The sequence below is a fragment of the Kitasatospora sp. NPDC015121 genome (assembly GCF_055562955.1).
Genome location: NZ_JBVHEH010000007.1, coordinates 114,345 through 137,296, shown reverse-complemented (window position 1 = coordinate 137,296; position 22,952 = coordinate 114,345). Strand labels below are relative to the sequence as shown.

Genomic DNA, 22,952 nt, shown 5'->3' with positions numbered 1-22,952 from the left:
CGTCTCCGGTGGGCACCGGGAGCGGGTGGCGGCTCTCTTCGATGGTGGGTCACGCGCTGCCCGTCCGCCGGTCCGCGCGGCGCTCGGCCGATCGATCCGGTCGGGGCGGTCGCTCCGAAGCACGGCTGGCAGCGCCACCGACGAAGGGCTCTCCCCGATGCCGCGTGACACCTCCGCTCCGGCCGACGACACCACCGCGGCGGCCCCGGCGGCCCCGGACGTGGTGGCCCGGTGGCGCCGCCACTGGTGGGCCCCCGCCTCACCGGCGCCCGAGGGCGACGACCTGCTGTCCCTGCTGGCCCGGGCCGAGTACGGCTACGGCGCGGAGCGTCGCGGCGCGCACGCCCTCGCTCCGGAGGACCACCGGACCGCGCAGCTGCGTAGGGCGGCGCGCGCCGACGCCCCACGGGATCCCCTGGCGCTGGTGACCGCGGCCCGCGGCGGTCCGATGCTGCGCAGCGCCCTCGCCGAGGCGTGGGCGGTCACCGTCGCCGCGGGGCACCGGGACCGCGCGGGCGCCGCCCTGCGGAGCAGGCTGCTCCTGCCCATCACCGCGGCGGAGGCCGCCTGCCTGCTCGACCTGGCCGAGGCGCACGGCCTGCTGCCGCTCACCGCCGCCGAGTGCGCCCCCCGCGCGCGCAGCGGGGACCGGGGGGAACGGCACGCGGCCCTGCGCTACCTCTCCGGTGTTCCGGGCGGCCGCGACGTACTGCCGGGACGGCCGTTCACCTCGGATCCGTATGAGTCGCTGCTGCTGTCGGCGGTCTGGGACCGGGCGCAGCCTGGCGCGCTGCCGGGCGCCGACTTCCGCCGGGCGGTCCGGGGCCTGCCCGCCCGGCCCGCCACCGGACTGGTCGTGGCCCAGTCGATGACGACGGGGCGGCTGGGCGAGCCCGGTGTCGGCCTCAGCGGGGGGACGGGCGTCCTGCTCGCCGGCGTCGGTGACGCCATGGCGGCCACCCCGGAGGTGGCGCGGGTTCTCACCGTCGTCCTGGCGGACCCCTCGCGGCTGCGCCGAGGCCGTCCGCTGGTCGAACGGATCGGCTCCGGTCACTGGGCGCTGCACGTTCCGGTGCCCGGCGACGGGCAGGTCGACCCGGCCGCGGCGCTGCACCTGCGCCCCGCCGTCGCCTGGTGGGCCGCCCGCCTGCTGGGGATTCCCGGCGCCGCTCCGGACGTGGTGCACGCCCGCTTCGCGGACGACTGCTCGCTGGCCGTGGCCGACGCGGCACGACGGTGCGGCTCCCGCTTCGTGTTCACCGTCGCCCCCGATCCGCACCGCACCATGGCCGAACGGCACCGGGGCGTGCCGCGGACCTCGCGGAGCGAACCGGCGGCGGCGCTGCGCCTGGACCTGCACCGGATCTTCGTCGGTGACCGCCTCGTCGCCCGCTCCGACCTGCTGGTCACCATCCCCGGACGCGTCGGCGCCGACGACCTGTCCGCGCACTTCCCGCAGCTCGGCGCCGCGGCGGGCATCCGACCCACCGCCTCCGCCCCGGAGGGGATCCCGGCCTTCACGCCGCGCGCGGACGACGAGCGGGTCGCCGCCGCCCTCCTGGAGCGGCTCTTCCGGGACGGGAGGCGCCCCGACGGCATCGACACCGCCGCGCGCGGCCTGCGCCTGCTCCTCAGCGTCGGTCGCCTGCACCCGGTCAAGCAGCAGGACCGACTGGTGGAGTCCTGGCTCGAAGCGGGCCTGTACCGGTCGACGACGATGCTCCTGGTCGGCGGGTCGGCCACCGGCGCGGCCACGTCCGTCGAGGAGGAGGTGCGGGCCAGGATCGCCAAGCTCCTCTCCGACCACCCGGAAGCGCGCCGGCGCATCGCCCTGTGGCCCGCCCTGCCCAACCACGAGGTCAGGGTGCTCGAAAGGGCGCTGGCCTCCGGCGACCGGACCGGCCGGGTGCTGTACGTGTGCCCCAGCGCGAAGGAGGAGTTCGGCCTGGCGGTGCTGGAGGCGATGGACTCCGGCCTCCCCGCGGCCGGCCCCCGGCGCGGGGGCGTCCCGCACTACGTCCGCGACGGCGTCAACGGGTTCCTGCTCCCCACCGACTCGGTCTCCGCCCTCGCGCAGCGGCTGACCGCGCTGGCCGGCCTCACCGACGACGCACTCGCCCGCGTCGCGGCGGCGGGCCGCCGGAGCGTGGCGGCCCGCTTCTCCGCACCGGCGATGGCACGGTCCCTGGCGGCCGAGTACCACCGGCTCGTGACTTCGCCGCCGCCTCGCCGCCGGTCCTCCCGGGGGCCCGCCCGGCCGGTCGCGCGGGGAAGCGGCTGACGAGCGCCGGGCATCGCCGCCGACCGGCGCCCCTGGGGCCCGCGGCAACGGCCATGGCGGTCGATCACCGGAGCGTGGACGATCCCCGCCGAACGGCGCCGCCCGCACCACCGGGGCCTGCCCGGTCATTTGACAGCCGGGATCGGCCCGACCCACCATGTGAGTGAGCGCTCACCTACATGGGAGGACCGATGAGTGTGATCAAGACGGCTGGGCTGACCCGCCGATTCGGCCGGGTCACGGCTCTGGAAGGGCTGACACTGGAGGTCCCGAGCGGAGGGGTGATCGGCCTGGTGGGCCCCAACGGGTCGGGCAAGTCGACGCTCATCCGCATCCTGCTGGGCCTGATCGCACCGACGTCGGGCACGGCCGAGGTACTGGACGAACCGATCGGCGCGCCGGGCCGCTACCTGAACCGGGTCGGCGCCTTGGTGGAGAACCCGGCGTTCCTGCCCGGCCTGTCCGCGAGGGCGAACCTGCTGTCCCTGGCCGCGCTGCGGGGACTGCCGGCCTCCCGCGTCGACGAGGTGCTGCGGACCGTCGGCCTGACCGGGCGCGCGGACGAACCCGTCAAGCGCTTCTCGCTGGGGATGAAGCAACGCCTGGGCATCGGCGCGGCCCTGCTGCCGGACCCGGAGCTGCTGGTCCTGGACGAGCCCACCAACGGTCTCGACCCGGCGGGCATCGTCGAGATCCGCGCGCTGCTGGCCGACCTGGCCCGCAACGGCCGGACCGTCGTCATCTCCTCGCACCTGCTGGCCGAGATCGAGACCATCTGCGACTTCCTGGTCGTGATCCGCTTCGGCCGCCTGGTCTACTCGGGCTCCGTCACCGAGTTGCTGGGCCGCGCGGGGCAGCGGATCGAGATCGCCACCGAGCACGCCGGCGACACCGCGCCGCTGGCCGCACTGCTGTCGGCCGACGGCTGGCAGGTCGAGCACGCGCGACAGGGCCGGCTCAGCGTCGTCGCGGACGAGCAGCAGGGCGCCGAGCTCAACCGCCGCGCCGGGCGCGCGGGCCTCACCCTCAAGTCGATCACGCCGGTGCGCGGCAGCCTGGAAGAGGTCTTCCTGGAGATGACCGGCACCAGCGACCAGGACCTCACGGCGGGCCGCGCCGCGGCCGCGGGACGGAAGGCGTCATGATCAACGCGCTGCGCAGCGAGCTCCTGCGGACGCACCGCAAGGCGGTGGTCCTCGGCTGGTTCGGCCTGACGGTCCTGTTCACCGGCCTGATCAACATGGTGATCGCGCAGGTCGTCGGCTCCTCCCCCACGCAGCCGACGACCGGCCCCGGGGTGTCCTTCCCAACACTGGAGCAGTGGCGGTCCGCCGACGGCATCACGGCGGGCCTGTCCTCGGCCGCGAGCATGTACGGCGTGGTCACCCTGTCGTTCTGGGCGATCGTGACGGCCGGCGACTACAGCAGCGGTCTCATCCGGCTCACCGCCTCCGCCCAGCCGGACCGCGTCCGGCTGCTGCTGGGCAAGGTCGGCGCGCTCGCCCTGTGGACGGCCGCCGTCACGACGGTGGCGCTCCTCGCGAACCTCCTGGTCGCACCGGTGGCGGCCAAGGGCGCGGGCATCGACGTCTCCGCCTGGGGCCGCCACGTCCTGCCGACCCTGGCGGGCGCCTGGTTCGACCTGTTCGCGACCCTGCTCGTGTGGGGCGTCATCGGACTGGCGCTGGCCCTGGTCACCCGCTCCGCGGCGGTCTCCGTCTCCGTCGGCGTGGGCTACGTCCTGGTCGTCGAGGCCGTCATCACCGCCGCCCTCGAGGACGCGGCGCGCTGGAGCCCCGGAGGCACCCTCGGCGCGCTCGCCCGGGGCGGCACCAGCAGCGTCCCCTACGGCACGGCCCTCGCCCTCGGCACCGTCTACACCCTTCTAGGCTTGGGTGTCGCGCTGAGCGTGTTCAAGCGACGCGACATCGTGGATTGACCCAGCCCGACGGACACCCTGAAGGGGAAGCGCCTTGGCCACTCGCGGCAGCGCCACACGGACCAGACTCGTCGAGACCACCGTCCGGCTCGTCGGCGAACTCGGCTACGCCAAGACCACCACCCGGGCCATCGCCCAGGCCGCGGGCGTCGCCGAAGGCACCCTCTACCGGCACTTCCCCGACAAGGCCTCCCTCTTCGCCGAGGCCGTCCTCCAGCAGCACCAGCACGTCGTCGACTGGATGGACACCCTCCCCGCCCGCGCCGGCACCGCGACCGTCACCGTCAACCTCACCGACTGCCTCACCCGCCTCGCCACCCTGCGCAGCGCCGTCCTCCCGCTCGAACTCGCCATCCTCACCGACCCCGAACTCGCCCGCACCGCACCGCCCCCCGGCACCCTGCCGGGCCCCCCGGGACGACTCGCCGAGTACCTGCGCGCCGAGCAGCGCCTCGGCCGCCTGCGCGCCGACGCCGACCCCGACCACACCGCCGTCGTCCTGCTCGCCCTGCTGTTCGGCCTGGCCATGAACCCGCCCGCGCCGTCCGACCAGGCCGCCTTCCCCGCCCTGCCGGGAATCGCCGAGGCCGTCGGCATCGTCTTCACGGGCCTGGCGCCCGAGCCCGGTCGGACGGTCGGTCCGTCCCGTTGAGGGCGGCCCCCGGGCGGTCGACGGGCACCGCGGCGTGGCCGCGAGCTCTGGCGGGGGCGGGCCCCGAGGCGCGGCGGGCGGTGTCGGACCCTGCGTCGGTGGCGTCGGTGGCGTCGGCGGGGCCGGGGGCACCGGTGAGGCCGGGCGGGGAGGACGGCGAGGGGCCTTCACCCGTTCGGGGAGGCGGCGACGGACACCGGCTGACTGCTCGTTAGGATTTCCGCCATGCCCGCTCACCCCCACACCGATGGCTCCGAACGCGCTCGCGCGCACCGCCTGGGCCGCCGGCTGCGAGCGCTGCGCGAGGCCCGCGGCCTGACCCGGCCCGAGCTGGCCTGCGCCGCCGGCGTCCCCCCGCGCACGCTGTCCCGGCTGGAGACCGAGGGCGTGGCGCAGCCCGGGCTGTTCACCGTCGCGGCGTTGGCGCGGGTCCTGGAGGTGACGGTGGACGAGCTGGTGGCGGCCGCGGACGCGGTGCCGGGTCTGTGGTCCACGGGGTACGAGGGGCGGACGATCGACTCGTTCGTGGCGGCGCTGGTCGGTGCGGGGGTGGACGCGGTGGCGGACGTCCGGCTGACGCCGATCAGCCGCAAGCCGGGGTTCAGCAAGTCGCGGCTGAGCGCGGCCCTGGCCGAGGCGGACATCTCCTACCTGCACCTGCGTTCGCTGGGCAACCCGAAGGAGAACCGGGCGCCGTTCTGGGACGGCCGCGTCGGCGAGGGCCTGGCGGCGTTCGCCGACGTCCTGGCGGCGGAGCCGGCCCGTCGGGAGCTGGCGGAACTGGCCGAGCTGGCCGTCGAGCGTTCGGTGGCGGTGCTGTGCTTCGAGCAGGACGAGAGCCGCTGCCACCGCCAGGCCGTGCTGGCGGAACTGCACCAGCGCACCGCGCTGCCCGTCGCCGCCCTGGCCTGATCCGCTCCAACTCCCGCCCGGACTGGCGCTCTTGCGCATTCGGCACCCTGGCCGCCCAATGGTGACAGGAGTCGAACCAGGGGGGCTGGCATGCCGGCATCGGGCTGGGAAAGGGCGCGCGTCCTGATCACCGTCAAGACGTATCCCGACGTCTCGCACAAGTACCTGGAGACCTGCTGCGTCGCCGGCATCCGCCTGGACACCGACCCGGTGCGGCACGTGCGGCTGTTCCCCGTCCCGCACCGGCTGCTCGACGAGGAGAAGCGGTTCGGGAAGTACTCCGTCGTCGAGGTCGACGTCCGACACCACCGCACCGACCGCAGACCCGAGAGCCTGCGCCCCAACCTGGAGACCCTCCGGGTCGTCGACACCGTCAGCAGCCGGGCCGGCTGGGCGGATCGCCTCGACCTCGCCAGACCCCTGATCCAGCCGTCCCTGTGCGCGATCAAACGCCTCCAGGCCGCCGACGGAACCTCCCTCGGGCTGTTCCGCCCCGCGCGCATCGACTCCTTCCGCCTCGCCGACGCCACCCCCTGGACCGCGGAGCAGCACGGCATCGTCAACCAGACCGACGTGCTGCACCCCGACCACCGGCCCCTCGAATGGGTTCCCTACGAGTTCCGCTACCGCTTCCACTGCGACGACGGTGCTTGCCGGGGCCACGACATGGGCCTGCACGACTGGGAAGCCGGCCAGTCGTGGCGCAAGTTCCGCCGCGCCTACCCCGCCCACCGGCTCGCCGACGTCCTGTACGAGCGCTGGTGGACCAGGACGGTCACACCCGACCGGGCCACCCACTTCTTCGTCGGGAACATCGCCGCCCGCCCGAGGACGTTCATGCTCCTCGGCGTGTTCAACCCCACCGTCGCCGCCCTCACCGCCCCGCGCCAGGACGCGCTCTTCTGAGCCCGCGCGGAGCGCCGCCTGCCGCCGGCCTGCGGGCTGTTGCCCGCGCAGCCGGTCAGGAGGACGTCGATGCCGTTCAGTGGCCCTCGGCCGGGTCGTACGTGAGGGCCGCCTGCGGGAACCCGGTGATCCGCAGCCGGGCGGAGCCGTACGGCAGCAGGCGGATGTCCTCGACCGGGAAGCCGGTCGGGACCGGGCCGACGGGGCGGTGCTCCACCCGCCACCCGGCCGGGCCCGCTCCGACGGAGGTGGCGAGGGCCCGGTTCCAGGACTTGCGCGGGCGCACCTCGTAGTCGCCGACCGCCGCCGCGACTTCGGCGGGAGCGTAGGCGACGGCGGCCAGGCCCGCGTCGGGGGTGGCCGTCCAGAGCGAGCGGGCCGACTTGGGCCAGTCCTGGTGGTGGTCGGCGGTGCAGCGGCCGAAGTGCGGTTCCAGGCCGAACAGGTTGGCGTCGCCACCGCTGAACGACCGGCCTCGGGGGCAACGGTGGCCAGGACCTGGTTGGCCTGCTGGTGGTACTGGTGGGCCGTCATGCGGGCGTCGCAGCTGGCGGGGAGCGGTGGTAGGCGGCGAGGTCGAGCAGCCAGTCCTCGCCGGTGAGGCGGGCGAGCGGCAGTTCGGCGAGGGCGGCCTGTCCGGCGGGCGTGCGAGCAGGGGTGGTCGTCACGATGGGTCTCACCCCATGGCGGAGTGCGGTGCGGCAGGAGCGCGGTGCGCCGGGCGGGTCAGCTCTTGACGGAGCCCGCGACGAGGCAGCTGATGTAGAAGTCATCTCATTTGGAGCGGCGGGCTGCTCGTGTGTCGATCGGGGAGCGCGGGTGCAGCCGAACGGCGTAGTCGCTCTGTGTTGCGGGAGCGTGCCGCGGGGGTTGGCGGTTACGTTCTGGCGGGCGGCGTCGTCTTCGTGGGGTGCCGCTGCGGGCTGGGCTCTGCCGGTCCGCCGGTTCCCCGAGTGTTCGAGGAGATGTGCATGTACGGCAACCAGTCACTTGCGGCCACCGGTGCCGGGATCACGCTGTTCGGTGTGAACTGGGCGCTGGGGACGCTGGCCGCCGTGGTGGTCGCGCTGGTGGTGGCCGGTGGCCTGCTGGTGCGCCTGTCCGGCCGGTCGGCGCGCCGCGATGGCAGCTGAGCGCCCGCGCCTGCGGGCGGCCGCGGTCGGCTGCGTCCTGGCGGCGACCGCCCTGTGGACCGGCCTGTCCCACCGCAAGCTCCCCCACCTGGGGCACGCCGGCTTCTTCAACCTCTACACCCTGGCCATGACCGCCCTGGCCTGCGTGTGCATGGCCCTGGCCCTACCCCCGGCGCGCCGCCGCCCCGACGAGCCGACGCCCACCGCGGCCGTCCTCGCCATCGTGCCCTCCTACCAGGAGCAGGACGCCGCCGTGCACGCCGCCGTCCGCTCGATCCTGGCGCAGGAGCACCCCGGCACCGTCCACGTCGTAGTGGTCGACGACGGCTCCACCGTGCCCCTCACCGGCTTCGAGCACCCCGACGTGACCTGTCTGCGCACCCCCAACCGCGGCAAGCGCCACGCCCAGGCCGCAGCCCTGCGCGCCACCGACCTGGCCGCCGGCTACGACTTCGTCCTCACCGTCGACTCCGACTCCGTCCTCGCCCCCGGCGCCCTCGCCCGCCTGCTCGACGCGATGCGCGACCCCCGCGTCCAGGCCGCCACCGGCACCATCCTGGCCGCCAACCGCGACGAGAACCTCCTCACCCGCGCCGTCGACGTCAACCTCTTCCTCACCTCCCTCGTCGTCCGCGCCCTGCCCTCCCGCCTGGGCATCGTCAACCCCACCTCCGGCGCCATGTCCCTCTACCGAACCCCGGTCATCACCGACAACCTGGAGGACTACCTGACCTCCGGCACCATCGGCGACGACCGCCGCCTGTGCGAGTACGCCCTGCTGCGCGGACGCACCGTCAGCGTCCCCGACGCCTACGTCGACACCGCCATGCCCACCACCGTCCGCGGCACCTTCCGCCAACGCCGCCGCTGGGGCGCCTCCTCCTGGCGCTCCATGTACTGGGAACTCGTCCACCTGCCCACCCCCGCCGCCGCCCTGCGCATCGTCCAGCTGTGCCGCCTGATCCTGCTCCCCCTCGTCTGCGCCACCCTCGCCGCCGCCACCACCCGCGCCGTCCACGGCACCGACCCCGGCACCGCCCTCGCCGCGTTCGGCATCTGCGCCGTCGCCGAACTCCTCGTCTACGCCCTGCTACGACCCGGACTGCGCCCCCACCAGCGGCTCCTGACACCCCTGCTGCTGCCGGTACTCACCGCTCTGATGCTGCTGGTCATCTACCCCGCTCACTACTGGGCCCTCACCCATCTGCGCACCACCGGCTGGCTCACCCGCCAACCCGCCTCCGCCGACACCGCATCGCAGCCGACGGCCTGAAACACCCTGCGCACCGAACCACCCGCCAGGAGCCCGCCTACGGGACATCACCCATGAAGGCACCGTGTTCGGGCAGTCGCCGGGCGCAGATCAAGGCGGCGGCGATGCTGGCGAAGGCGGCGAAGTGGTCGGCCTTGCGCTCGTAGCGGCGGTGGAGCCGGCGGAAGCCGCCGAGCCACGCGACGGTCCGCTCGATGACCCTGCGGTGCCGACCCAGGCGGGCGGAGGACTCGATGCCGCGGCGGGCGATGCGGTGGGTGATCTGCCGTCGCCGCAGGTAGGAGCGGATGAAACGGTGGTCGTAGGCTTTGTCGCCGTGGAGCTTGCCGGGTCGGCGCCGCCTCGGGCCGCGGCGGGAGCGGATCGGCGGGATCGCCTCGACGAGCGGAATCAGGGCCTGACTGTCGTGCAGGTTGGCACCGGAGATCGCAAGCGAGATGGGCAGACCGGTGCGTTCGGTGAGCAGGTGGATCTTCGACCCGAACTTGCCCCGATCGACAGGATTCGGACCCGTCAGATCCCCTTTTTCGTGGCCCGCATGTTCACCGGGTCGACCGCGCACCGCGACCAGTCCAACTCGCCCCGCGAACCGAGTTCGTCCAGAACCAGGCGATAGAGCTTCGCCCACACCCGGGCCGCTGTCCACTCCGTGAACCGGCGGTGCGCGGTCGGCCCGGACGGGCCGAAACACGGCGGCAGCTGGGCCCAGGTACACCCGGACGTGGCCACGAACACGATCGCGGCCAGCACATCTCGGTCCCCATGACGGTGTCGGCCACCGCCCTGCGGCCGGGTCGGCGCCGCCGGCACAACCCGCTGGAACAGCTCCCACAACTCGTCCGGCACCAGGCGCTCCACGATCGTCACGCAAGCAGCCTACAAACCCAGATGAGATGACTTCGTAGTGGCGCTGCAGGGCGAGGAAGAGCACCAGGCAGGGCAGCACGGTGAGGGTGACACCGACGTTCAGGGCGCCGAAGTCGATGGCGCCGAGCCGGCCGGTGCGGACATTGAGCGGCATCACCGGGAAGGTGCGCTTGGCACTGTCGGTGAGGAACACCAGCGGCGCGCCCGGCCGGGGTGTCGAACGTGCGGCCGCTCTTGCGCCCGGTGCAGTGGAGCGGCTGCGGGGCGTCGGCCGCCTTGCCCCGGGCGACGGGCCGCCGGGTGATCGGGTCGACCGCCTTCATCAGGAAGGTCGGCGGGTGGCGGCGTTCGACGGCAGGGCGGGTGGCGGTCATCGGGGGACGTCCGGATCGGGATCGGTGGGGGCGTGGGCGGGCGATCGGGGCGGCTGGTCGGTGAGGAACCGAGGCGAGCAGGGTGAAGGCCCGGATCAGGTGCTGGTCGGCCCGGGCGGCGCCGTCCTCGGGCCGGGCCCAGGCGGAGATCCCGGAGCGCAGGGCGAGGCCGCACATCCCGGCGAGCAGGCCCACCAGTTCGTCCTGCGCGCCCCGCCCCGACCGGCGCCCGAGCAGTTCCGCCAAGCCCCGTTCGAGCGCGGCGGACCCGGTCCGGCCGGCGGCGGTGGCCGTCGGCGCCCGTTCGGCGCTCCGGGCGAACCGCTCCGCGCCGGGACCGGACGGGCACCCCGGCCACACCAGCAGCACCGACTCCTTGCTGGGGAAGTAGGGGAAGAACGTCCGCTCGGAGACGCCGGCGTCGGCGCAGATCATGGCGACGGTGACGCCGTCGAAGCCGTGGGCGTCCATCAGCCGCAGCGCGGACGAACGGTGCGTGCGGCGCGTCTCCAGGCGCCTGCGTTCCCGCAGGCAGGGCCGGGCTCCGGAGTTCGGTTCCATGCGGTCCCTCTTGCACCGACTGCAGGTTCTGCAGCAACTGCAGGATCTTGTGGCCTCGACGGGCAGGTGCTGGAGCGCTCCAGCACCTGCGCCGCCATGCCGCGCTCCCCCGGGCGCGGCACGGCGGTGTGGTGGGACCCGCGCCCCCGCCGGACTGCGCGGGCGCTACGCCACCAGGCTGACGTCGTCCACGTAGAACGCGGGCTGGACGGAGCCGGTGCGGTCCTGGACGGCGATCACCCCGACGGTGGCCGGGTTGCCGAGCTGGGACAGCGGGATGGTGAAGGTGGTCCACGTCCCGGCGGGGGCGTCGATGCTCACCCGGTTCCCCCACGTCCCGCTGCCGTCGCTGCTGGGGTTGACCATGACCTGGAGCTGCCGCGTCCCGGAGTCGCCGCCGTGGACGCGCAGCCGCAGGCTGCCGCCCTGGACGGCGGTCGCGGGGCTGCTGGTCAGGGCGAGCGCGTCCCAGCCGCCGCCGAAGGTGGCGGCCAGCGAGGTGCCGCTCGTGCCGTAGCGCTGGGCGGTGGCGGCGGAGTCGAGGCCGCCGTTCCAGACGGCGCCGCTCCACCCGCTGCCGTACCCGTCGCCGTAGACGGTCGTGGAGTTGGCGGCCGGGGCCTGGCCGAGTCCGAAGAACCGGTACTTGCCCGCGAGTTGGAGGAGTCCGAGCATCTGCAGGGAGCTGTGGTAGTAGCGCCACTCGCCGGTGGTGACGGGGGTGTCCCAGGCGAGTTGGAGGAAGTCGTTGCGGACGGCGGAGTCGGTGGCGACCATGGCCGCGGTGGCGTACATGGTGGCCTGGCCCGCGCCTCCGGTCCAGTCGGAGGCCGCGGTGCCGTCGACCCACCACTCGCCCGCCATCGCCTGCCGGTTGGGGCGCATGAAGCCGAGGAGCTGGTCGGACCAGGTCACCTCGTCGGCGAGGGGCGCGCTGCCGTCGGTGTCCCCGTGCCACCAGTAGGAGTCGGAGGCGACGTTCTGGATGGTGCGCCAGGCGTCGGCGCTGTGCTTGTAGCCGGCCGCGCAGCTGACGGAGTCGAGCGGGCCGCCGTTCTGCTTGGTGCAGTCGGGGAAGATGCCGTTGCCGCGGTTGCCGGCCTGGGTGATGACGTCCTGCCAGTAACTGCGGGCCGCGGCGGCGGCCTGGTTCCAGTAGGCGCGGTTGGACGTGGTCGGGTCGGTGCGCGCCCAGTACTCGTAGAAGCCGGGGAGCTGGTAGGAGGTGTCGACGAGGCTGCCGGAGCCCTCGATCCAGGTGGGGATGAAGCGGGCGACCTTGGTGTCGGGGTTGAAGACGCTCAGCTCGCCGGACTGGAGGTTGCCGGTGTCCTTGAGCTTGTTGAGGATGGTGGCGGCCTGGGCGTTGTAGTCGTAGGTGCCGCTGCCGCTGCCCCAGCGTCCGGCCGCCATGAGCAGGGCGGTGGCGAAGTAGATGTCGCCGTCCGGTGCCGGGGTGTACTCGGGGGTGCCGTCGCCGAGGGTGAAGTTCCCGTAGGGGGAGGCGGCGGCGACGTGCCAGATGAACAGCCCCGCGTAGCGCCCACCGCAGGTGGTGTTGACGTTGGGGCACTGCATGTAGGTCTTGGAGAAGTTCCAGAGCTTGTCGAAGCGCGCCTTGTCGTTCATCTGGACGGCGACGAGCATCGCGTAGGACATGCCCTCGGAGCGGACGTCGTTGTCGTGGGTGGAGAGGATGTAGCTCTTGTCCGCGTCGGCGGTGTAGTAGATCCGCTGGTCGGCGGGGCCGTTCTCGGTGTAGATCGCGTCGTAGGTGTTCTGGATCTTGGTGTCGACTTCGCCCTGGGACTTGCCCAGGTTCAGGAAGAAGTCGGTGTAGGTGCCGGAGATGGCGGCACCCGGGGTGTCGGCGGCCGCGGGTTGCGGCGCGATCGCGGCGCACAGCGCGGCACACAGGGCCGGTGCCAGGAATCCGGACAGCAGTTTTCGGTAGCCTCGCATGGTCATTCGCCTCCCTGGACGTGGCGGGTGGTGGGTGCGGGCGGACGGTTCCGCCCCGCGCCGGTGCGCCTTCGGGGTGGCAGCCCCGGAGGCGCACGCAGGTCGTACCGGTGCCGTGGCGCCGACGAGCGGCGAACGGTTTCACCGGAGCGCTTGTTTCAATGAAGTTTCATTTAACGAGCGCGCTGCCACGGTAGGGAAGTCGGGTTCGCCCCACAAGGGTCCGGACGGAGGTTTTCCGCTCCCGGTCGGCGCGCGGGTCAGCCGATGGGCAGGCCCAGCGCGTCCGCCAGCGGGCGCAGCCGCGCCAGCAGCTCGGCCGCCGGGGCCGACGGCGGGGCGGGACGGGTGCGGTGGGCGGAGGGGGAAAGGCCCGTGCGGGCACGGAACCGGCGCGAGAAGTGCAGGGCGTCCTGGTAGCCGACCCGCCACGCCACCTGCTGGACCGACAGGGTGCCCGTGCCCAGCAGCAGGGCGGCGTGCCGCAGCCGCAGCAGTTCCAGCGCGGCGACCGGCCCGGCACCGAACTCCCGCTCGAACAGGCGGGTCAGGTGGGCCGGGGAGACGCAGGCCGCCGCGGCGAGCTGCGCCCGGCTGAGCCGCCCCGGACCCCCGGCCGCCCAGTGGGCGCGCACCGCGGCAGCCATCCTGGCCAGCGCCTCGGGCAGCTCCGGACGGCCGGCCGGGGAGCCGGTGCGCAGCAGGTGGAGCACGGTGGTCAGGGCGCAGGCCGCCGCCTCCGCCTCGGCCGCGCTCGGCCCCGGCGGCGTGTGCACCGCCAGGACGTAGCGCAGCAGGGCGTCGACCGGCTGGTGGTCAGCCGGACGGACGACCAGCGGGCCGGGCGCGACGGGCGGGGTGCGGAGGCTGAAGTGCACGTAGCCGTGCCGGCTCGGCCCCGTGGCGTCCCAGCGGAAGCTGTCGCGCGTCGTCGGCGGCACCAGCAGCACGCTGCCGGGCGCCAGCGGCACCGCGGGGTGCCCGACGGCGCTCCAGGTGGCCCGCCCGTGCAGCATCCAGACCAGTTCGCTGTCGCGCAGCACGCGGGGGCCGTAGCCGCTGTCGGGCGGGTAGTCGGCGATGCCCGCGCACACCGACCCCGGGTCCACCTGCATGACGGTCATGTTCCCTCCACCTGTTGAGCGGTGCGCGATTCGTCCGTCCATCCCCGTGCGCCTCGCGTCCATGCCCCCGGGGCGGGGCCGCCGCCGATGCTGGGTACGCACGGCGCCCGTTCGAGAGGCGTCGGAGACCAGGAGGAACACGTGATCCAGCAACGGTCCGAGGAAGCAGCGGCCGGGGCGGACGACGGCCTCGCCGCGCGGTACCGCACGGACGGCTTCGTCGTGCTGCCCGGCGCGCTGAGCGCCGCGGAGGTGGCGGAGCTGCGGCGCGAGGCCGTCGCGGTGTGCCGGGGCGAGCGGGGCGCCGTCGAGGGGCTGCTGCCCGCCCGGGCGGACGAGTCCGACGAGGAGGTGATCCGGCGTTACGTGTGCGTGCACTTCCCGCACAAGATCTCGCCGGTCGCCCACGCCGCCCTGCGGCACCCGGTGGTGGTCGACGCGCTCGTCCGCCTGGTCGGCCCGAACGTGAAGGCCGTGCAGTCCATGCTGTTCACCAAGGGCGAGGGCAAGCCGGGCCAGGCCTGGCACCAGGACGAGTTCTGGATCCCCACCAGGGACCGCTCGCTGGCCGGCGCGTGGATCGCGCTGGACGACGCCACCGTGGACAACGGCTGCCTGTGGGCGATCCCGGGCTCGCACCGGCGCGGTGTGCTCTACCCGGACCGCGAGCACGACGACCCCCGGTTCGACTGCACCGTGGAGGCGTATGCCTTCCCGTACGCCGACGAGGACGCCGTGCCGATCGAGGTATCGGCGGGCTCCGTGGTGCTGTTCGACGGCTACCTGCTGCACCGCTCGCTGCCGAACAACGGACGGCGCGGGCTGCGCCGGGCGCTGGTCAACCACTACATGAGCGCCGAGTCGGTGCTGCCGTGGCAGACCCCGCCGCCGGGGGTGCACCTGGGCAAGTGGGACTACCGGGACGTCGTACTGGTCGCCGGTGAGGACCCCTACGCCTACCGCGGCACCCCGCAGCTGTCGCACCCGATGGTCCGGCCGGAGCGCGACGGCGGCTGCGCCCGCTGAGGGCCGGCGGTGTTCCCGGGCCGGTGCGGCCGGGGACACCGCCGGTCCGCCGTCAGCCGGCGGACCGGGTGGCCTCGATCGTCTCCCGGTACCACAGCGCGCTGTCCTTGAGGGTGCGGGTCTGGTCCGCGTAGTCGACCCGCACGATGCCGAAGCGCTGGCTGTAGCCATGGTGCCACTCGAAGTTGTCCATCAGGGACCACAGGAAGTAGCCGCGGACGTCGACCCCGCGGGCGCGGGCGGTGCCGACGGCCTCGACGTGGTCGCGCAGGTACCGCACGCGGTCGGTGTCGTGGACGGCGCCGTCCTCGGCGACCGCGTCGTGGAAGGCCGCGCCGTTCTCCGTGACGTAGAGCGGGGTGCCGGGGTAGTCGCGGGCCACCCGTTCGAGGGCGTCGGTCATGCCCTCGGGCAGGATGTCCCAGCCGATGGAGGTGCGGGGGACCTGCGGGTGCACGGTGCGGATGCCCGGGCCGTAGCCGCCGCCCTCGTCCGCGTCGTGGTCGGCCGCGTAGGTGTTGTAGCTGTAGTAGTTGACGCCGAGCGAGTCGACGGGGGTCGCGATGGCGTCGAGGTCGCCGTCGCGCACCGGGGGGCGGGCGCCGAGCCGCGCCAGGTCGGCCAGCACGTCCGCGGGGTAGGCGCCGCGCAGGATCGGGTCGAGGAAGAGCCGGTTGGCCAGACCGTCGGCGCGGCGCAGCGCGTCGAGGTCGGCGGGGTCGGCGCTGGCGGCCCGGTGCTGGCTGAGGTTGAGGGTGACGGAGACCTCGATCGGCGCGGTGGCGCGCTCGCGCAGGTGCCGGTTGGCCAGGCCGTGGCCCAGCAGCAGGTGGTGGGCGGCGTCGACGGCGGCCGCGAAGTCCCGGCGGCCGGGGGCGTGCATCCCCTCGGCGTAGCCGAGGACGGAGGAGCACCACGGCTCGTTCAGGGTGGTCCAGTGCCGGACCCGGTCGCCGAGGGCGTCGTGCACCAGGGCGGCGTAGTCGGCGAAGCGGTGGGCGGTGTCGCGGGCGGGCCAGCCGCCGGCGTCCTCCAACTCCTGGGGCAGGTCCCAGTGGTAGAGCGTGAGCCAGGGGTCGACGCCCCGTTCGAGGAGCCGGTCGACGAGGCGGTCGTAGAAGGCGATGCCGCGCGGGTTGACCGGGCCGCGGCCGGTGGGCTGGACCCGGGGCCAGGAGACGGAGAACCGGTAGGCGCCCACGCCGAGGCTCTTGATCACCTCGACGTCCTCGGGCATCCGGCGGTAGTGGTCGCAGGCGGTGTCGCCGTGGTCGCCGTCGACCACGGCCCCGGGGACGCGGCAGAAGGTGTCCCAGATCGAGGGGGTGCGGCCGTCGGCGTCGGCGGCTCCTTCGATCTGGTAGGCGGAGGTGGCCACGCCCCAGAGGAAGTCGGCGGGCAGGCCGGGGACGGCACGGGGACGCGCCCCCGCCACAAAAGGTGCGGTGTTCATGACACTCCAGGGAACGGACGGGTGGCGGGCGGCCCGTGCGGTGCACGGGCCGCGTCGCGGGGAACGGAAGGGGCGTCAGGCCGACTTGGCCCGCAGGATCCGGATGTCGTCCAGGTAGAGGGCGGGCTGCTCGCCCTCGGCGCCGGAGAGGTCCTGCACGAAGAGCATGCCGATCCGGGACGGGTCGCCGAGCTCGGCCAGGGTGACGGTCTGCTTCTGCCAGCCGCCGGGCTGCACCGTGAACGCCGCGGCCCGGCTGTTGGGCGAGCCGTCCTGGCCGTCGGAGGTGACGAGCTGGTAGGTCCGCGGGGCGTCGGCGGCGGTGCGCACCCAGAACTCGACGGCTGTGCCGGGCGTGGTGAGCGCGGGTGCGCCCGGGTTGTTCAACCCGACCAGGCCGTAGGGGCCGGAGACGACGGCCCGCAGCGCGGCGCTGCCGCCGTGCACCGGCGCGGGGGCGCCGGAGGCCGGGTCGGCCGTGGCGTTGAAGGTGAAGGTGTTCCAGCCGGGAGCCGGGGCGTCGGTGTAGACCGGCAGGTCGTCCGGCGCCGGGCAGCGGCGCGTGGTGCCGTCGACGGTGGCGGTGCGCACGGTGCCGTCGGGCCCTCGCAGGGTCCAGGTCAGGGGGGTCCCGTCGAACGGGACGAGCACGGCGTCGTCGTGGGTGCCGCGCGCGAAGACCTCGGGCTGGCCGCGGTCGGCCGGGGTGGGGGCGAAGGTGTTGCGCGTCCCCGCGGGCACCTCCACCCGGCCGTCGGCGTCGTTGGTGTAGCCGAAGCGGGCGGCGGGGTTGCCGTTGCCGTCGTCGCCGAGGCACTGGGCGAGCGGGACGAGCGGCGCCCGGTGGGTGGCCGGGCGGATCTCCAGGTCGGCCAGGGCGATCGCGGACAGGTCGAGGTAGTTGTCCTCGTAGCCGTAGGCGGTGGACTGGCCGTCGCGGTCGCCGCCGTCGACGTCGTCGTCCACCGAGACGTCGAAGCCGATCACGGCGCCGCGCTCGCCTGGCTGCACCCCCAGGGTGCGCCACGGGACCGCCAGTTCGACGGTGTAGCCGCCGCCGTCCTCGGCCTGGCCGAGGACGGCTCCGGCGGTGCGGCCGTTCTGCTCGTGGACGGCGGCGTCACCGCGGCGCAGGAAGAAGTGGCGGGCGCCGCGGGCGGGGTCCAGGGCGGCGGGGCGGGTGCCGGTGGCGTCGAGGTAGACCTCGACGGCGTCGTCCTGCCAGGGGTTGATCGAGTCGTCGTGGGGGGTGGTGTCCGCGACCCGCACGGCGACGTACACGTTCTCGGTGTCCCAGGTCAGACCGGCCCGGGCCGGGGCGGCGGGGCGGTGGTAGGTCGGCTTGGCCACCTCGACGGGCAGCCGGCGCCAGTCGGGCTCGTCGAGGCGGCCGTCGACGGCGATCGGCCCGGCGGTCTCGCGGGCGGTCAGGTGCGGGGCGGGCGGGTTGGCGGGGGTGGCGGTGCGCCCGGCGGAGGCGGGGCCGTCACCGTTGCCGTTGTAGGCGAGCACCTCGATCCGGTAGGCGGTGCCGTCGTCCAGGTGCCCGAGCCGGTGCTCGGTCACGGTGCCGACGTCGACGCGGTGGACGGGGCCCTCGGCGGCGGTGCCGTAGCGCACCACGTAGCCGCTCGCGCCGGGCACCGGCCGCCAGGCGAGCGCCAGCGTGCGGTGGTCGGGATCGGCGGCGCGCAGCACGGGCGCCGGCGGCGGCCCGGCGGTCGGCTCGGCCTGCACGGCAGCGGACGGCGGGGAGCTGCCGGCGGCGTTGCGGGCCGTGACGGCGAAGGTGTGGCGCCGGCCGTCGGTGAGGCCGGTGACGCGGGTGGTGGTGGCGCCGGTGACGGTCAGGGTGCGGTCCAGGTGCTGCGGCGAAGTGCCGTAGTGGACCTCGTAGGAGGTGCCGGCCTCGGGCGAGCCGGCCCAGGAGAGCCGGACCGCGCCGGCCGAGGCGTCCGCCTGGAGGGCGTCGGGGGCGGCCGGGGCGGTGGCGGGCGCGGTCAGCGCGTCGCGCAGTGCGAAGAAGGCCGGCTTGGGGCGGTAGTCGCGGTCGAAGGGCAGCGCGTCGTCGTAACCGGGCGAGGAGGCCGGGATCCAGGAGTACTTGTCGGTGAATCCCCAGGTGATGAACTGCTTGCAGGCGGGCTGGGCCAGGCACAGCCGCACCGCGTCGCGGTAGACGGCGGCCTGCCGGTCGAGCTTGGCGGGGGTGGCGGGGGTGGCGACGGAGACGTCGACCTCGGTGAGGGCGAGGTCCAGGCCGAGTGCGGCGAGGCGGTTGAAGTTGCGGGTGAAGTCCGCGCCGGTGCGCTGGTCGAGGCCGACGTGGTGCTGGACGCCGACCCCGTCGATCGGCACGCCCTGGGCCTTCAGGCCGCGGAGCAGGTCGTAGACGGCGTTCGACTTGGCGCCGAGGTCGCCGTTGCCGTAGTCGTTGTAGTAGAGCTTCGCGTCGGGGTCCGCCTCGCGCGCCCAGCGGAACGCCTTGGCGAGGTAGCCCGGCCCCAGCACCCGCGTCCACCAGGACTCGCGCAGCCCGCCGTACTCGCCGTCGGCGACGGCCTCGTTGACGACGTCCCAGTACTGGACCCTGCCCCGGTAGTGGCCGACCACGGCCTTGATGTGGTCCTCGACGGCCCGCTCGGCCTCGGCCTGGTCGGTGATGGCGTACAGCCAGGTGGGGGCCTGCTGGTACCAGGCGAGGGCGGTGCCCTTGACCTGCTGGCCCTTGGCGGCGCAGAGGTCGACCATGCGGTCCCCGGCCGTGAAGTCGAAACGGTCGCGCTCGGGCTCGGTGGCGTCCCACTTGAGGACGTTCTCGTTGACGCAGAGGCCGAACTGGGTGCCGAGCGTGTCGTAGTAGGGCTGCTCGACGGTGCCGTACAGGGCGTCGTCGCCCACTGCGGCGCCGACCAGCAGGCCGCGGGCGGCGGCCGCCTCGCGCAGGGTGGGGCCGTCGGATGGCGGGGCGGCCGCGGCCGGGGAGCCGGGGGCGGCGGCGAACAGGGTGAGCAGGGCGGCCCCGAGCAGGGTCGCGGCGCGCAGCAGCGGAGCGGGAGGGGGTGGCATGGGTGACCGTCGCATTCCTCGGTGGGAGGGGAACAGGGCGCAACGACGAACGAAATGAACGTTCAGCGGCCATACGGTACACGTTTTCAATGAAAAAAATGAAGAGAGTGGTTGAAGTCTGTTGCCCGATCCCTGAGAGTGCTCCCATGGCCATCATCGACCTCACCGAGGACCAGCTCGCCACCTACGACTGCGTCCGCGAGGAGCCGGACGACTTCGACGCCTTCTGGGCCGAGACCCTCGACCTCGTCCGCCCGGTCCCGCTCGACGCCGCGTTCACCCCGTACCCGACCGCGCTCGCCGAACTGGACGTCCTCGACGTCGAGTTCTCCGGTTGGAACGGCGACCGGATCAAGGGGTGGTTCCTCGCCCCCCGCCACCTGCCCGGTCCGCTGCCCTGCGTCGTGGAGTTCATCGGCTACGGCTGCGGCCGGGCCACCCCCCACCAGTGGCTCACCGCGCCGGCCGCCGGCTTCGCCACGCTGGTCATGGACAACCGCGGCCAGGGCAACTCGCTCCCCGCCGACACCCCCGACCCCGATCCGGACCCCGCCCGCGGTTCCAGCGCGAGCTTCCTGCTGCGGGGCGCCGACGACCCGGCCCGGCACTACTACCGCCGGCTGACCACCGACGCGGTGCGCGCGGTCGAGGCGGCCCGGTCCCACCCGAGGGTGGACGCCGACCGGGTCGCGGTCCTGGGCGGCAGTCAGGGCGGCGGCCTCGCGCTCGCCGCCGCCGGCCTCGTTCCGGGGCTGGCCGCGGTCGTCGCCCAGCAGCCCTTCCTCTGCCACTACCGCCGCGCGACCCAGGCCACCGACTCCTACCCGTACTTCGAGATCACCCGTTACCTGCGCACCAACCCCGACCGGGTCGAGCGCACCTTCCGCACCCTGTCCTACTTCGACGCGGTCAACCACGCGGCCCGGATCACCGCCCCCACCCTGGTCACCGTCCCCCTGATGGACGACGTCTGCCCGCCGAGCACCACCGTGGCCGCCTACCGGCACTGCGGCGCCGCCGAGAAGGAGCTGAAGGTCTGGCCGTACGGCGACCACTCCGGCGGCGAGACGTTCGGCCCCGCCGCCGCCTTCGGCTTCCTCGCCCGGCACCTGGCCGGCTGATCCCCGGGCCCCGGATCGCCACCCCCAAGGAGAACCATGCATTTCGGCACGTCCTGGTACCCCGAGCAGTGGCCCGAGGCCCGCTGGGCCGAGGACCTGCGGCTCATGCGGGAGACCGGCATGACCGTCCTGCGCCTGGGCGACTTCGCCTGGAGCCGTCTGGAGCCCGCGGAGGGCCGCTTCGAACTCGACTGGCTCGCAAGGGCGGTGGACCTGGCCGCGGAACACGGGCTGTCCTGCGTGCTGGCCACCCCGACCGCGGGCCCCCCGGTCTGGCTCACCGAGCGCTACCCCGAGGTGCTGCTCACCGGCGCCGACGGCCGCCGCGCCCGGCACGGCAACCGGGCGCACGCCTCCCCCAGCAGCAGCCGTTACCGCGCCCTGTGCACCCGGATCGCCGGGCAACTCGCCCGGCGCTTCGGCCCGCACCCCGCCGTGATCGGCTGGCAGATCGACAACGAGCTCAACATGGCGTCCTACGACGACGAGGAGACCGGCCGGCTGTTCGCGGCCTGGCTGCGCCGCCGGTACGGCACCGTCGCCGAACTCAACCGGCGCTGGGGGACGGTGTTCTGGAGCCAGGAGTACACCGACTTCGCGCAGGTCCCCGTCCCGGTCGGCGTGCACCACCCCTCGCTGCGACTGGCCTGGCGGCGCTTCCTGACGGACGTCTTCCGGGACTTCCTGGGCGGCCAGGCCGAGGTGGTGCGCGAGCACGCCCGCCCCGGGCAGTGGATCTCGCACAACGTGATGACCGGGCAGGACGACTACGACCTGGCGGCCCTCGCCGCCGACCTCGACCTGGTCGGGTACGACTTCTACTCCGGCCACCTGGACTTCCCCGACCTGGGCGGGCACCACGACCTGGTGCGCGGTCTCAAGCGCCGGCCCTACTGGCTGATGGAGGCCCAACCGGGAGCGGCCTGCTGGTCGGGCGTCAACAACGCGCTCGACCGGGGCGAGGCGCGCCGGATCGCCTGGTCGGCCGTCGGGCACGGCGCCGACGCCGTCCTGTACTGGCAGTGGCGCGGCTCCCTGGGCGGCCAGGAGCAGTATCACGGCACGCTGCTCGGCCCGGACGGCCGCCCCCGGCCGTTCCACGCCGAGGCCGCGCAGGTGGGCCGGGAGCTGGCCGCCGCCGCTCCGCACCTGGACGGCAGCGCACCGGCGCCCGAGGTCGCCCTGCTCCAGGGGCACGAGGACCGCTGGGCGATCGAGGACCAGCGCCACCACCGCGACTTCGACGTCACCGCGTACTGGATGTCGCTGTACCGCCCGCTGCGCCGGCGCGGCGTGGACGTCGACGTGGTGCCGCCGGACACCCCGCTCGACGGCTACCGGCTCGTCCTGGCCCCGGGCCTGCACCTGCTGGACGAGGCCCGCGCCGAGCGGCTGACGGCCTGGGTGCGCGGCGGCGGGCACCTGCTGCTGGGGGTGCGCACCGGCATGAAGGACACCGAGAACGTCCTGCTGCCGGCCCGCCAACCCGGGCCGCTGGCCGCCTTCGGCGTCAGTGTCACCGAGTATTACGCGCTCGACCGGCCGGTGCCGCTCACCGGCTGCCTGTCCGCCGCCGGACCCACGGCGGACGGGAACGCCGGGGATCCCGTCGAAGCCTCGGTGTGGGCCGAGTGGCTGGAGGTCGACGAGGCCGTCGGCGGCGAGGTGCTGCTGCGCTACGGGCCGTCCAACGGCTGGCTGGACGGCAGGCCCGCCGTGGTGACCGTCCCGCACGGACGGGGCTCGGTCACCTATTGCGGGGCCTGGCTGGACGAACCCGCCACCGCCGCGCTGGTCGAGCGGCTGCTGGCCGAGGCGCAGGTGTGCCCGCCGCTGCCGCTGCCCCCGGATGCCCAGGACGTCGAACTGTGCCGCCGGGTGCGCCCGGACGGCACGGACGTGCTGGTGGTGCTCAACCACGGCGACCGGGAGCACGCCCTGCCGCTGCCGGCCCCCCGCACCGACCTGCTGACCGGCCGCCGGTTCGGGGCGACGGTGGCGCTCGCCCCCGGTGAGGTGCGGGTGCTGGCCGTCCCGTAGCCGCCGCGACCCCGGCCCCGCCCCCGCGCACCACTGCGGAGGCGGGGCCGGAGCGTTTCCGCAGTCACCACCAAGAGAATTTCATTGAAAAAACTGTCGATCGTGACATCACTCCATCAAGCCTGCTGGGCAAATTGTCCGAAATGAAGGCTTATATCACCCCACGCAAAGAGGATGCCAGCCTGATTTCGCCGCAGATCTTGACCTGAGTTTCATTAAAAGGTTCACTCTGCCTACCTGCCGCGCCGCAGCGGTGCCT

The 22,952-nt window shown here is 74.1% G+C and carries 19 protein-coding genes; 11 read left to right on the top strand and 8 right to left on the bottom strand.

Annotated features, from left to right (window positions below; genetic code table 11):
• Positions 1-157 precede the first annotated feature (157 nt).
• From ACZ3J7_RS12345 to ACZ3J7_RS12320, 6 genes are all read left to right on the top strand, one after another.
• Positions 158-2,281 carry a glycosyltransferase gene (locus ACZ3J7_RS12345; protein WP_465619614.1) on the top strand — a complete coding sequence of 708 codons (2,124 nt, stop codon included), beginning with the start codon at positions 158-160 and terminating at the stop codon, positions 2,279-2,281.
• A gap of 191 nt (positions 2,282-2,472) precedes the next feature.
• Entirely contained in the window at positions 2,473-3,426 is a 954-nt protein-coding gene (locus ACZ3J7_RS12340; protein ID WP_465619612.1) for an ABC transporter ATP-binding protein, read from the top strand.
• A complete protein-coding gene (locus ACZ3J7_RS12335) occupies positions 3,423-4,220 on the top strand; it encodes a hypothetical protein (protein WP_465619610.1) in 798 nt (265 codons plus the stop codon). Before ACZ3J7_RS12340 ends, ACZ3J7_RS12335 begins: the two co-directional genes overlap by 4 nt.
• Positions 4,221-4,254: 34 nt before the next feature.
• Positions 4,255-4,872 carry a TetR/AcrR family transcriptional regulator gene (locus ACZ3J7_RS12330; protein ID WP_465619608.1) on the top strand — a complete coding sequence of 206 codons (618 nt, stop codon included), beginning with the start codon at positions 4,255-4,257 and terminating at the stop codon, positions 4,870-4,872.
• A 225-nt stretch (positions 4,873-5,097) separates the two neighbouring features.
• A complete protein-coding gene (locus tag ACZ3J7_RS12325; RefSeq protein WP_465619607.1) occupies positions 5,098-5,784 on the top strand; it encodes a DUF488 family protein, N3 subclade in 687 nt (228 codons plus the stop codon).
• Between the two features lie 90 nt (positions 5,785-5,874).
• Complete coding sequence (locus tag ACZ3J7_RS12320) at positions 5,875-6,690, top strand: hypothetical protein (RefSeq protein WP_465619605.1); 816 nt, start codon at positions 5,875-5,877, stop codon at positions 6,688-6,690.
• Between the two features lie 76 nt (positions 6,691-6,766).
• Here ACZ3J7_RS12320 and ACZ3J7_RS12315 read toward each other — a convergent pair whose 3' ends face one another.
• Both ACZ3J7_RS12315 and ACZ3J7_RS12310 read right to left on the bottom strand, forming a co-directional pair.
• Entirely contained in the window at positions 6,767-6,976 is a 210-nt protein-coding gene (locus ACZ3J7_RS12315) for a hypothetical protein (protein WP_465619603.1), read from the bottom strand.
• 244 nt (positions 6,977-7,220) lie between these two features.
• On the bottom strand, positions 7,221-7,358 hold the full coding sequence (locus ACZ3J7_RS12310; RefSeq protein ID WP_465619601.1) for a hypothetical protein: 138 nt from the start codon (positions 7,356-7,358) through the stop codon (positions 7,221-7,223).
• A 303-nt stretch (positions 7,359-7,661) separates the two neighbouring features.
• Between ACZ3J7_RS12310 and ACZ3J7_RS12305 the strand changes: the two genes are divergently transcribed.
• Together ACZ3J7_RS12305 and ACZ3J7_RS12300 are read left to right on the top strand one after the other, a co-directional pair.
• On the top strand, positions 7,662-7,823 hold the full coding sequence (locus tag ACZ3J7_RS12305) for a hypothetical protein (RefSeq protein WP_465619600.1): 162 nt from the start codon (positions 7,662-7,664) through the stop codon (positions 7,821-7,823).
• The gene (locus ACZ3J7_RS12300) at positions 7,813-9,096 is read left to right on the top strand and encodes a glycosyltransferase family 2 protein (protein WP_465619597.1); all 1,284 of its coding nucleotides are present in this window, start codon (positions 7,813-7,815) and stop codon (positions 9,094-9,096) included. Before ACZ3J7_RS12305 ends, ACZ3J7_RS12300 begins: the two co-directional genes overlap by 11 nt.
• Before the next feature lie 37 nt (positions 9,097-9,133).
• On the opposite strand, the gene ACZ3J7_RS12295 is transcribed toward ACZ3J7_RS12300, so the two are convergent.
• The 4 genes from ACZ3J7_RS12295 to ACZ3J7_RS12280 form a co-directional block, all read right to left on the bottom strand.
• A protein-coding gene (locus ACZ3J7_RS12295; protein ID WP_465619979.1) for an IS5 family transposase occupies positions 9,134-9,957 on the bottom strand; the annotation gives its coding sequence in 2 pieces (ribosomal slippage) (positions 9,134-9,622 and positions 9,625-9,957; 822 coding nt in all).
• Between the two features lie 2 nt (positions 9,958-9,959).
• Positions 9,960-10,898, bottom strand: coding sequence for a TetR/AcrR family transcriptional regulator (locus tag ACZ3J7_RS12290; protein WP_465619595.1), 939 nt, complete (start codon positions 10,896-10,898; stop codon positions 9,960-9,962).
• Positions 10,899-11,063: 165 nt separating this feature from the next.
• Positions 11,064-12,860 (bottom strand): glycosyl hydrolase family 8, encoded by a 1,797-nt coding sequence (locus ACZ3J7_RS12285; RefSeq protein WP_465619593.1) that lies wholly within the window; start codon positions 12,858-12,860, stop codon positions 11,064-11,066.
• A gap of 260 nt (positions 12,861-13,120) precedes the next feature.
• Positions 13,121-13,984 (bottom strand): helix-turn-helix transcriptional regulator, encoded by an 864-nt coding sequence (locus tag ACZ3J7_RS12280; RefSeq protein ID WP_465619592.1) that lies wholly within the window; start codon positions 13,982-13,984, stop codon positions 13,121-13,123.
• Positions 13,985-14,125: 141 nt separating this feature from the next.
• On the opposite strand from ACZ3J7_RS12280, the gene ACZ3J7_RS12275 reads away from it, so the two are divergent.
• Positions 14,126-15,010 carry a phytanoyl-CoA dioxygenase family protein gene (locus ACZ3J7_RS12275; protein ID WP_465619590.1) on the top strand — a complete coding sequence of 295 codons (885 nt, stop codon included), beginning with the start codon at positions 14,126-14,128 and terminating at the stop codon, positions 15,008-15,010.
• Between the two features lie 52 nt (positions 15,011-15,062).
• Here the strand turns inward: ACZ3J7_RS12275 and ACZ3J7_RS12270 are convergent, their stop codons facing one another.
• Positions 15,063-16,463 (bottom strand): GH1 family beta-glucosidase, encoded by a 1,401-nt coding sequence (locus ACZ3J7_RS12270; RefSeq protein WP_465619588.1) that lies wholly within the window; start codon positions 16,461-16,463, stop codon positions 15,063-15,065.
• A 75-nt stretch (positions 16,464-16,538) separates the two neighbouring features.
• Positions 16,539-19,532 (bottom strand): endo-1,4-beta-xylanase, encoded by a 2,994-nt coding sequence (locus ACZ3J7_RS12265; protein WP_465619586.1) that lies wholly within the window; start codon positions 19,530-19,532, stop codon positions 16,539-16,541.
• A gap of 146 nt (positions 19,533-19,678) precedes the next feature.
• Here ACZ3J7_RS12265 and ACZ3J7_RS12260 point away from each other — a divergent pair, with 146 nt between their 5' ends.
• The gene (locus ACZ3J7_RS12260; protein WP_465619584.1) at positions 19,679-20,653 is read left to right on the top strand and encodes an acetylxylan esterase; all 975 of its coding nucleotides are present in this window, start codon (positions 19,679-19,681) and stop codon (positions 20,651-20,653) included.
• Positions 20,654-20,689: 36 nt separating this feature from the next.
• Entirely contained in the window at positions 20,690-22,693 is a 2,004-nt protein-coding gene (locus ACZ3J7_RS12255) for a beta-galactosidase (protein WP_465619582.1), read from the top strand.
• The last annotated feature ends 259 nt before the right edge of the window (positions 22,694-22,952 follow it).

What these genes read in the sequence shown, in the direction of transcription:
- ACZ3J7_RS12345 (WP_465619614.1), top strand. Translation starts at nt 158, where the DNA reads ATGCCGCGTGACACCTCCGCTCCGGCCGACGACACCACCGCGGCGGCC.
- ACZ3J7_RS12340 (WP_465619612.1), top strand. Translation starts at nt 2,473, where the DNA reads ATGAGTGTGATCAAGACGGCTGGGCTGACCCGCCGATTCGGCCGGGTC.
- ACZ3J7_RS12335 (WP_465619610.1), top strand. Translation starts at nt 3,423, where the DNA reads ATGATCAACGCGCTGCGCAGCGAGCTCCTGCGGACGCACCGCAAGGCG.
- ACZ3J7_RS12325 (WP_465619607.1), top strand. Translation starts at nt 5,098, where the DNA reads ATGCCCGCTCACCCCCACACCGATGGCTCCGAACGCGCTCGCGCGCAC.
- ACZ3J7_RS12320 (WP_465619605.1), top strand. Translation starts at nt 5,875, where the DNA reads ATGCCGGCATCGGGCTGGGAAAGGGCGCGCGTCCTGATCACCGTCAAG.
- ACZ3J7_RS12305 (WP_465619600.1), top strand. Translation starts at nt 7,662, where the DNA reads ATGTACGGCAACCAGTCACTTGCGGCCACCGGTGCCGGGATCACGCTG.
- ACZ3J7_RS12300 (WP_465619597.1), top strand. Translation starts at nt 7,813, where the DNA reads ATGGCAGCTGAGCGCCCGCGCCTGCGGGCGGCCGCGGTCGGCTGCGTC.
- ACZ3J7_RS12290 (WP_465619595.1), bottom strand. Translation starts at nt 10,898, where the DNA reads ATGGAACCGAACTCCGGAGCCCGGCCCTGCCTGCGGGAACGCAGGCGC.
- ACZ3J7_RS12285 (WP_465619593.1), bottom strand. Translation starts at nt 12,860, where the DNA reads ATGCGAGGCTACCGAAAACTGCTGTCCGGATTCCTGGCACCGGCCCTG.
- ACZ3J7_RS12280 (WP_465619592.1), bottom strand. Translation starts at nt 13,984, where the DNA reads ATGACCGTCATGCAGGTGGACCCGGGGTCGGTGTGCGCGGGCATCGCC.
- ACZ3J7_RS12270 (WP_465619588.1), bottom strand. Translation starts at nt 16,463, where the DNA reads ATGAACACCGCACCTTTTGTGGCGGGGGCGCGTCCCCGTGCCGTCCCC.
- ACZ3J7_RS12265 (WP_465619586.1), bottom strand. Translation starts at nt 19,532, where the DNA reads ATGCCACCCCCTCCCGCTCCGCTGCTGCGCGCCGCGACCCTGCTCGGG.
- ACZ3J7_RS12260 (WP_465619584.1), top strand. Translation starts at nt 19,679, where the DNA reads ATGGCCATCATCGACCTCACCGAGGACCAGCTCGCCACCTACGACTGC.
- ACZ3J7_RS12255 (WP_465619582.1), top strand. Translation starts at nt 20,690, where the DNA reads ATGCATTTCGGCACGTCCTGGTACCCCGAGCAGTGGCCCGAGGCCCGC.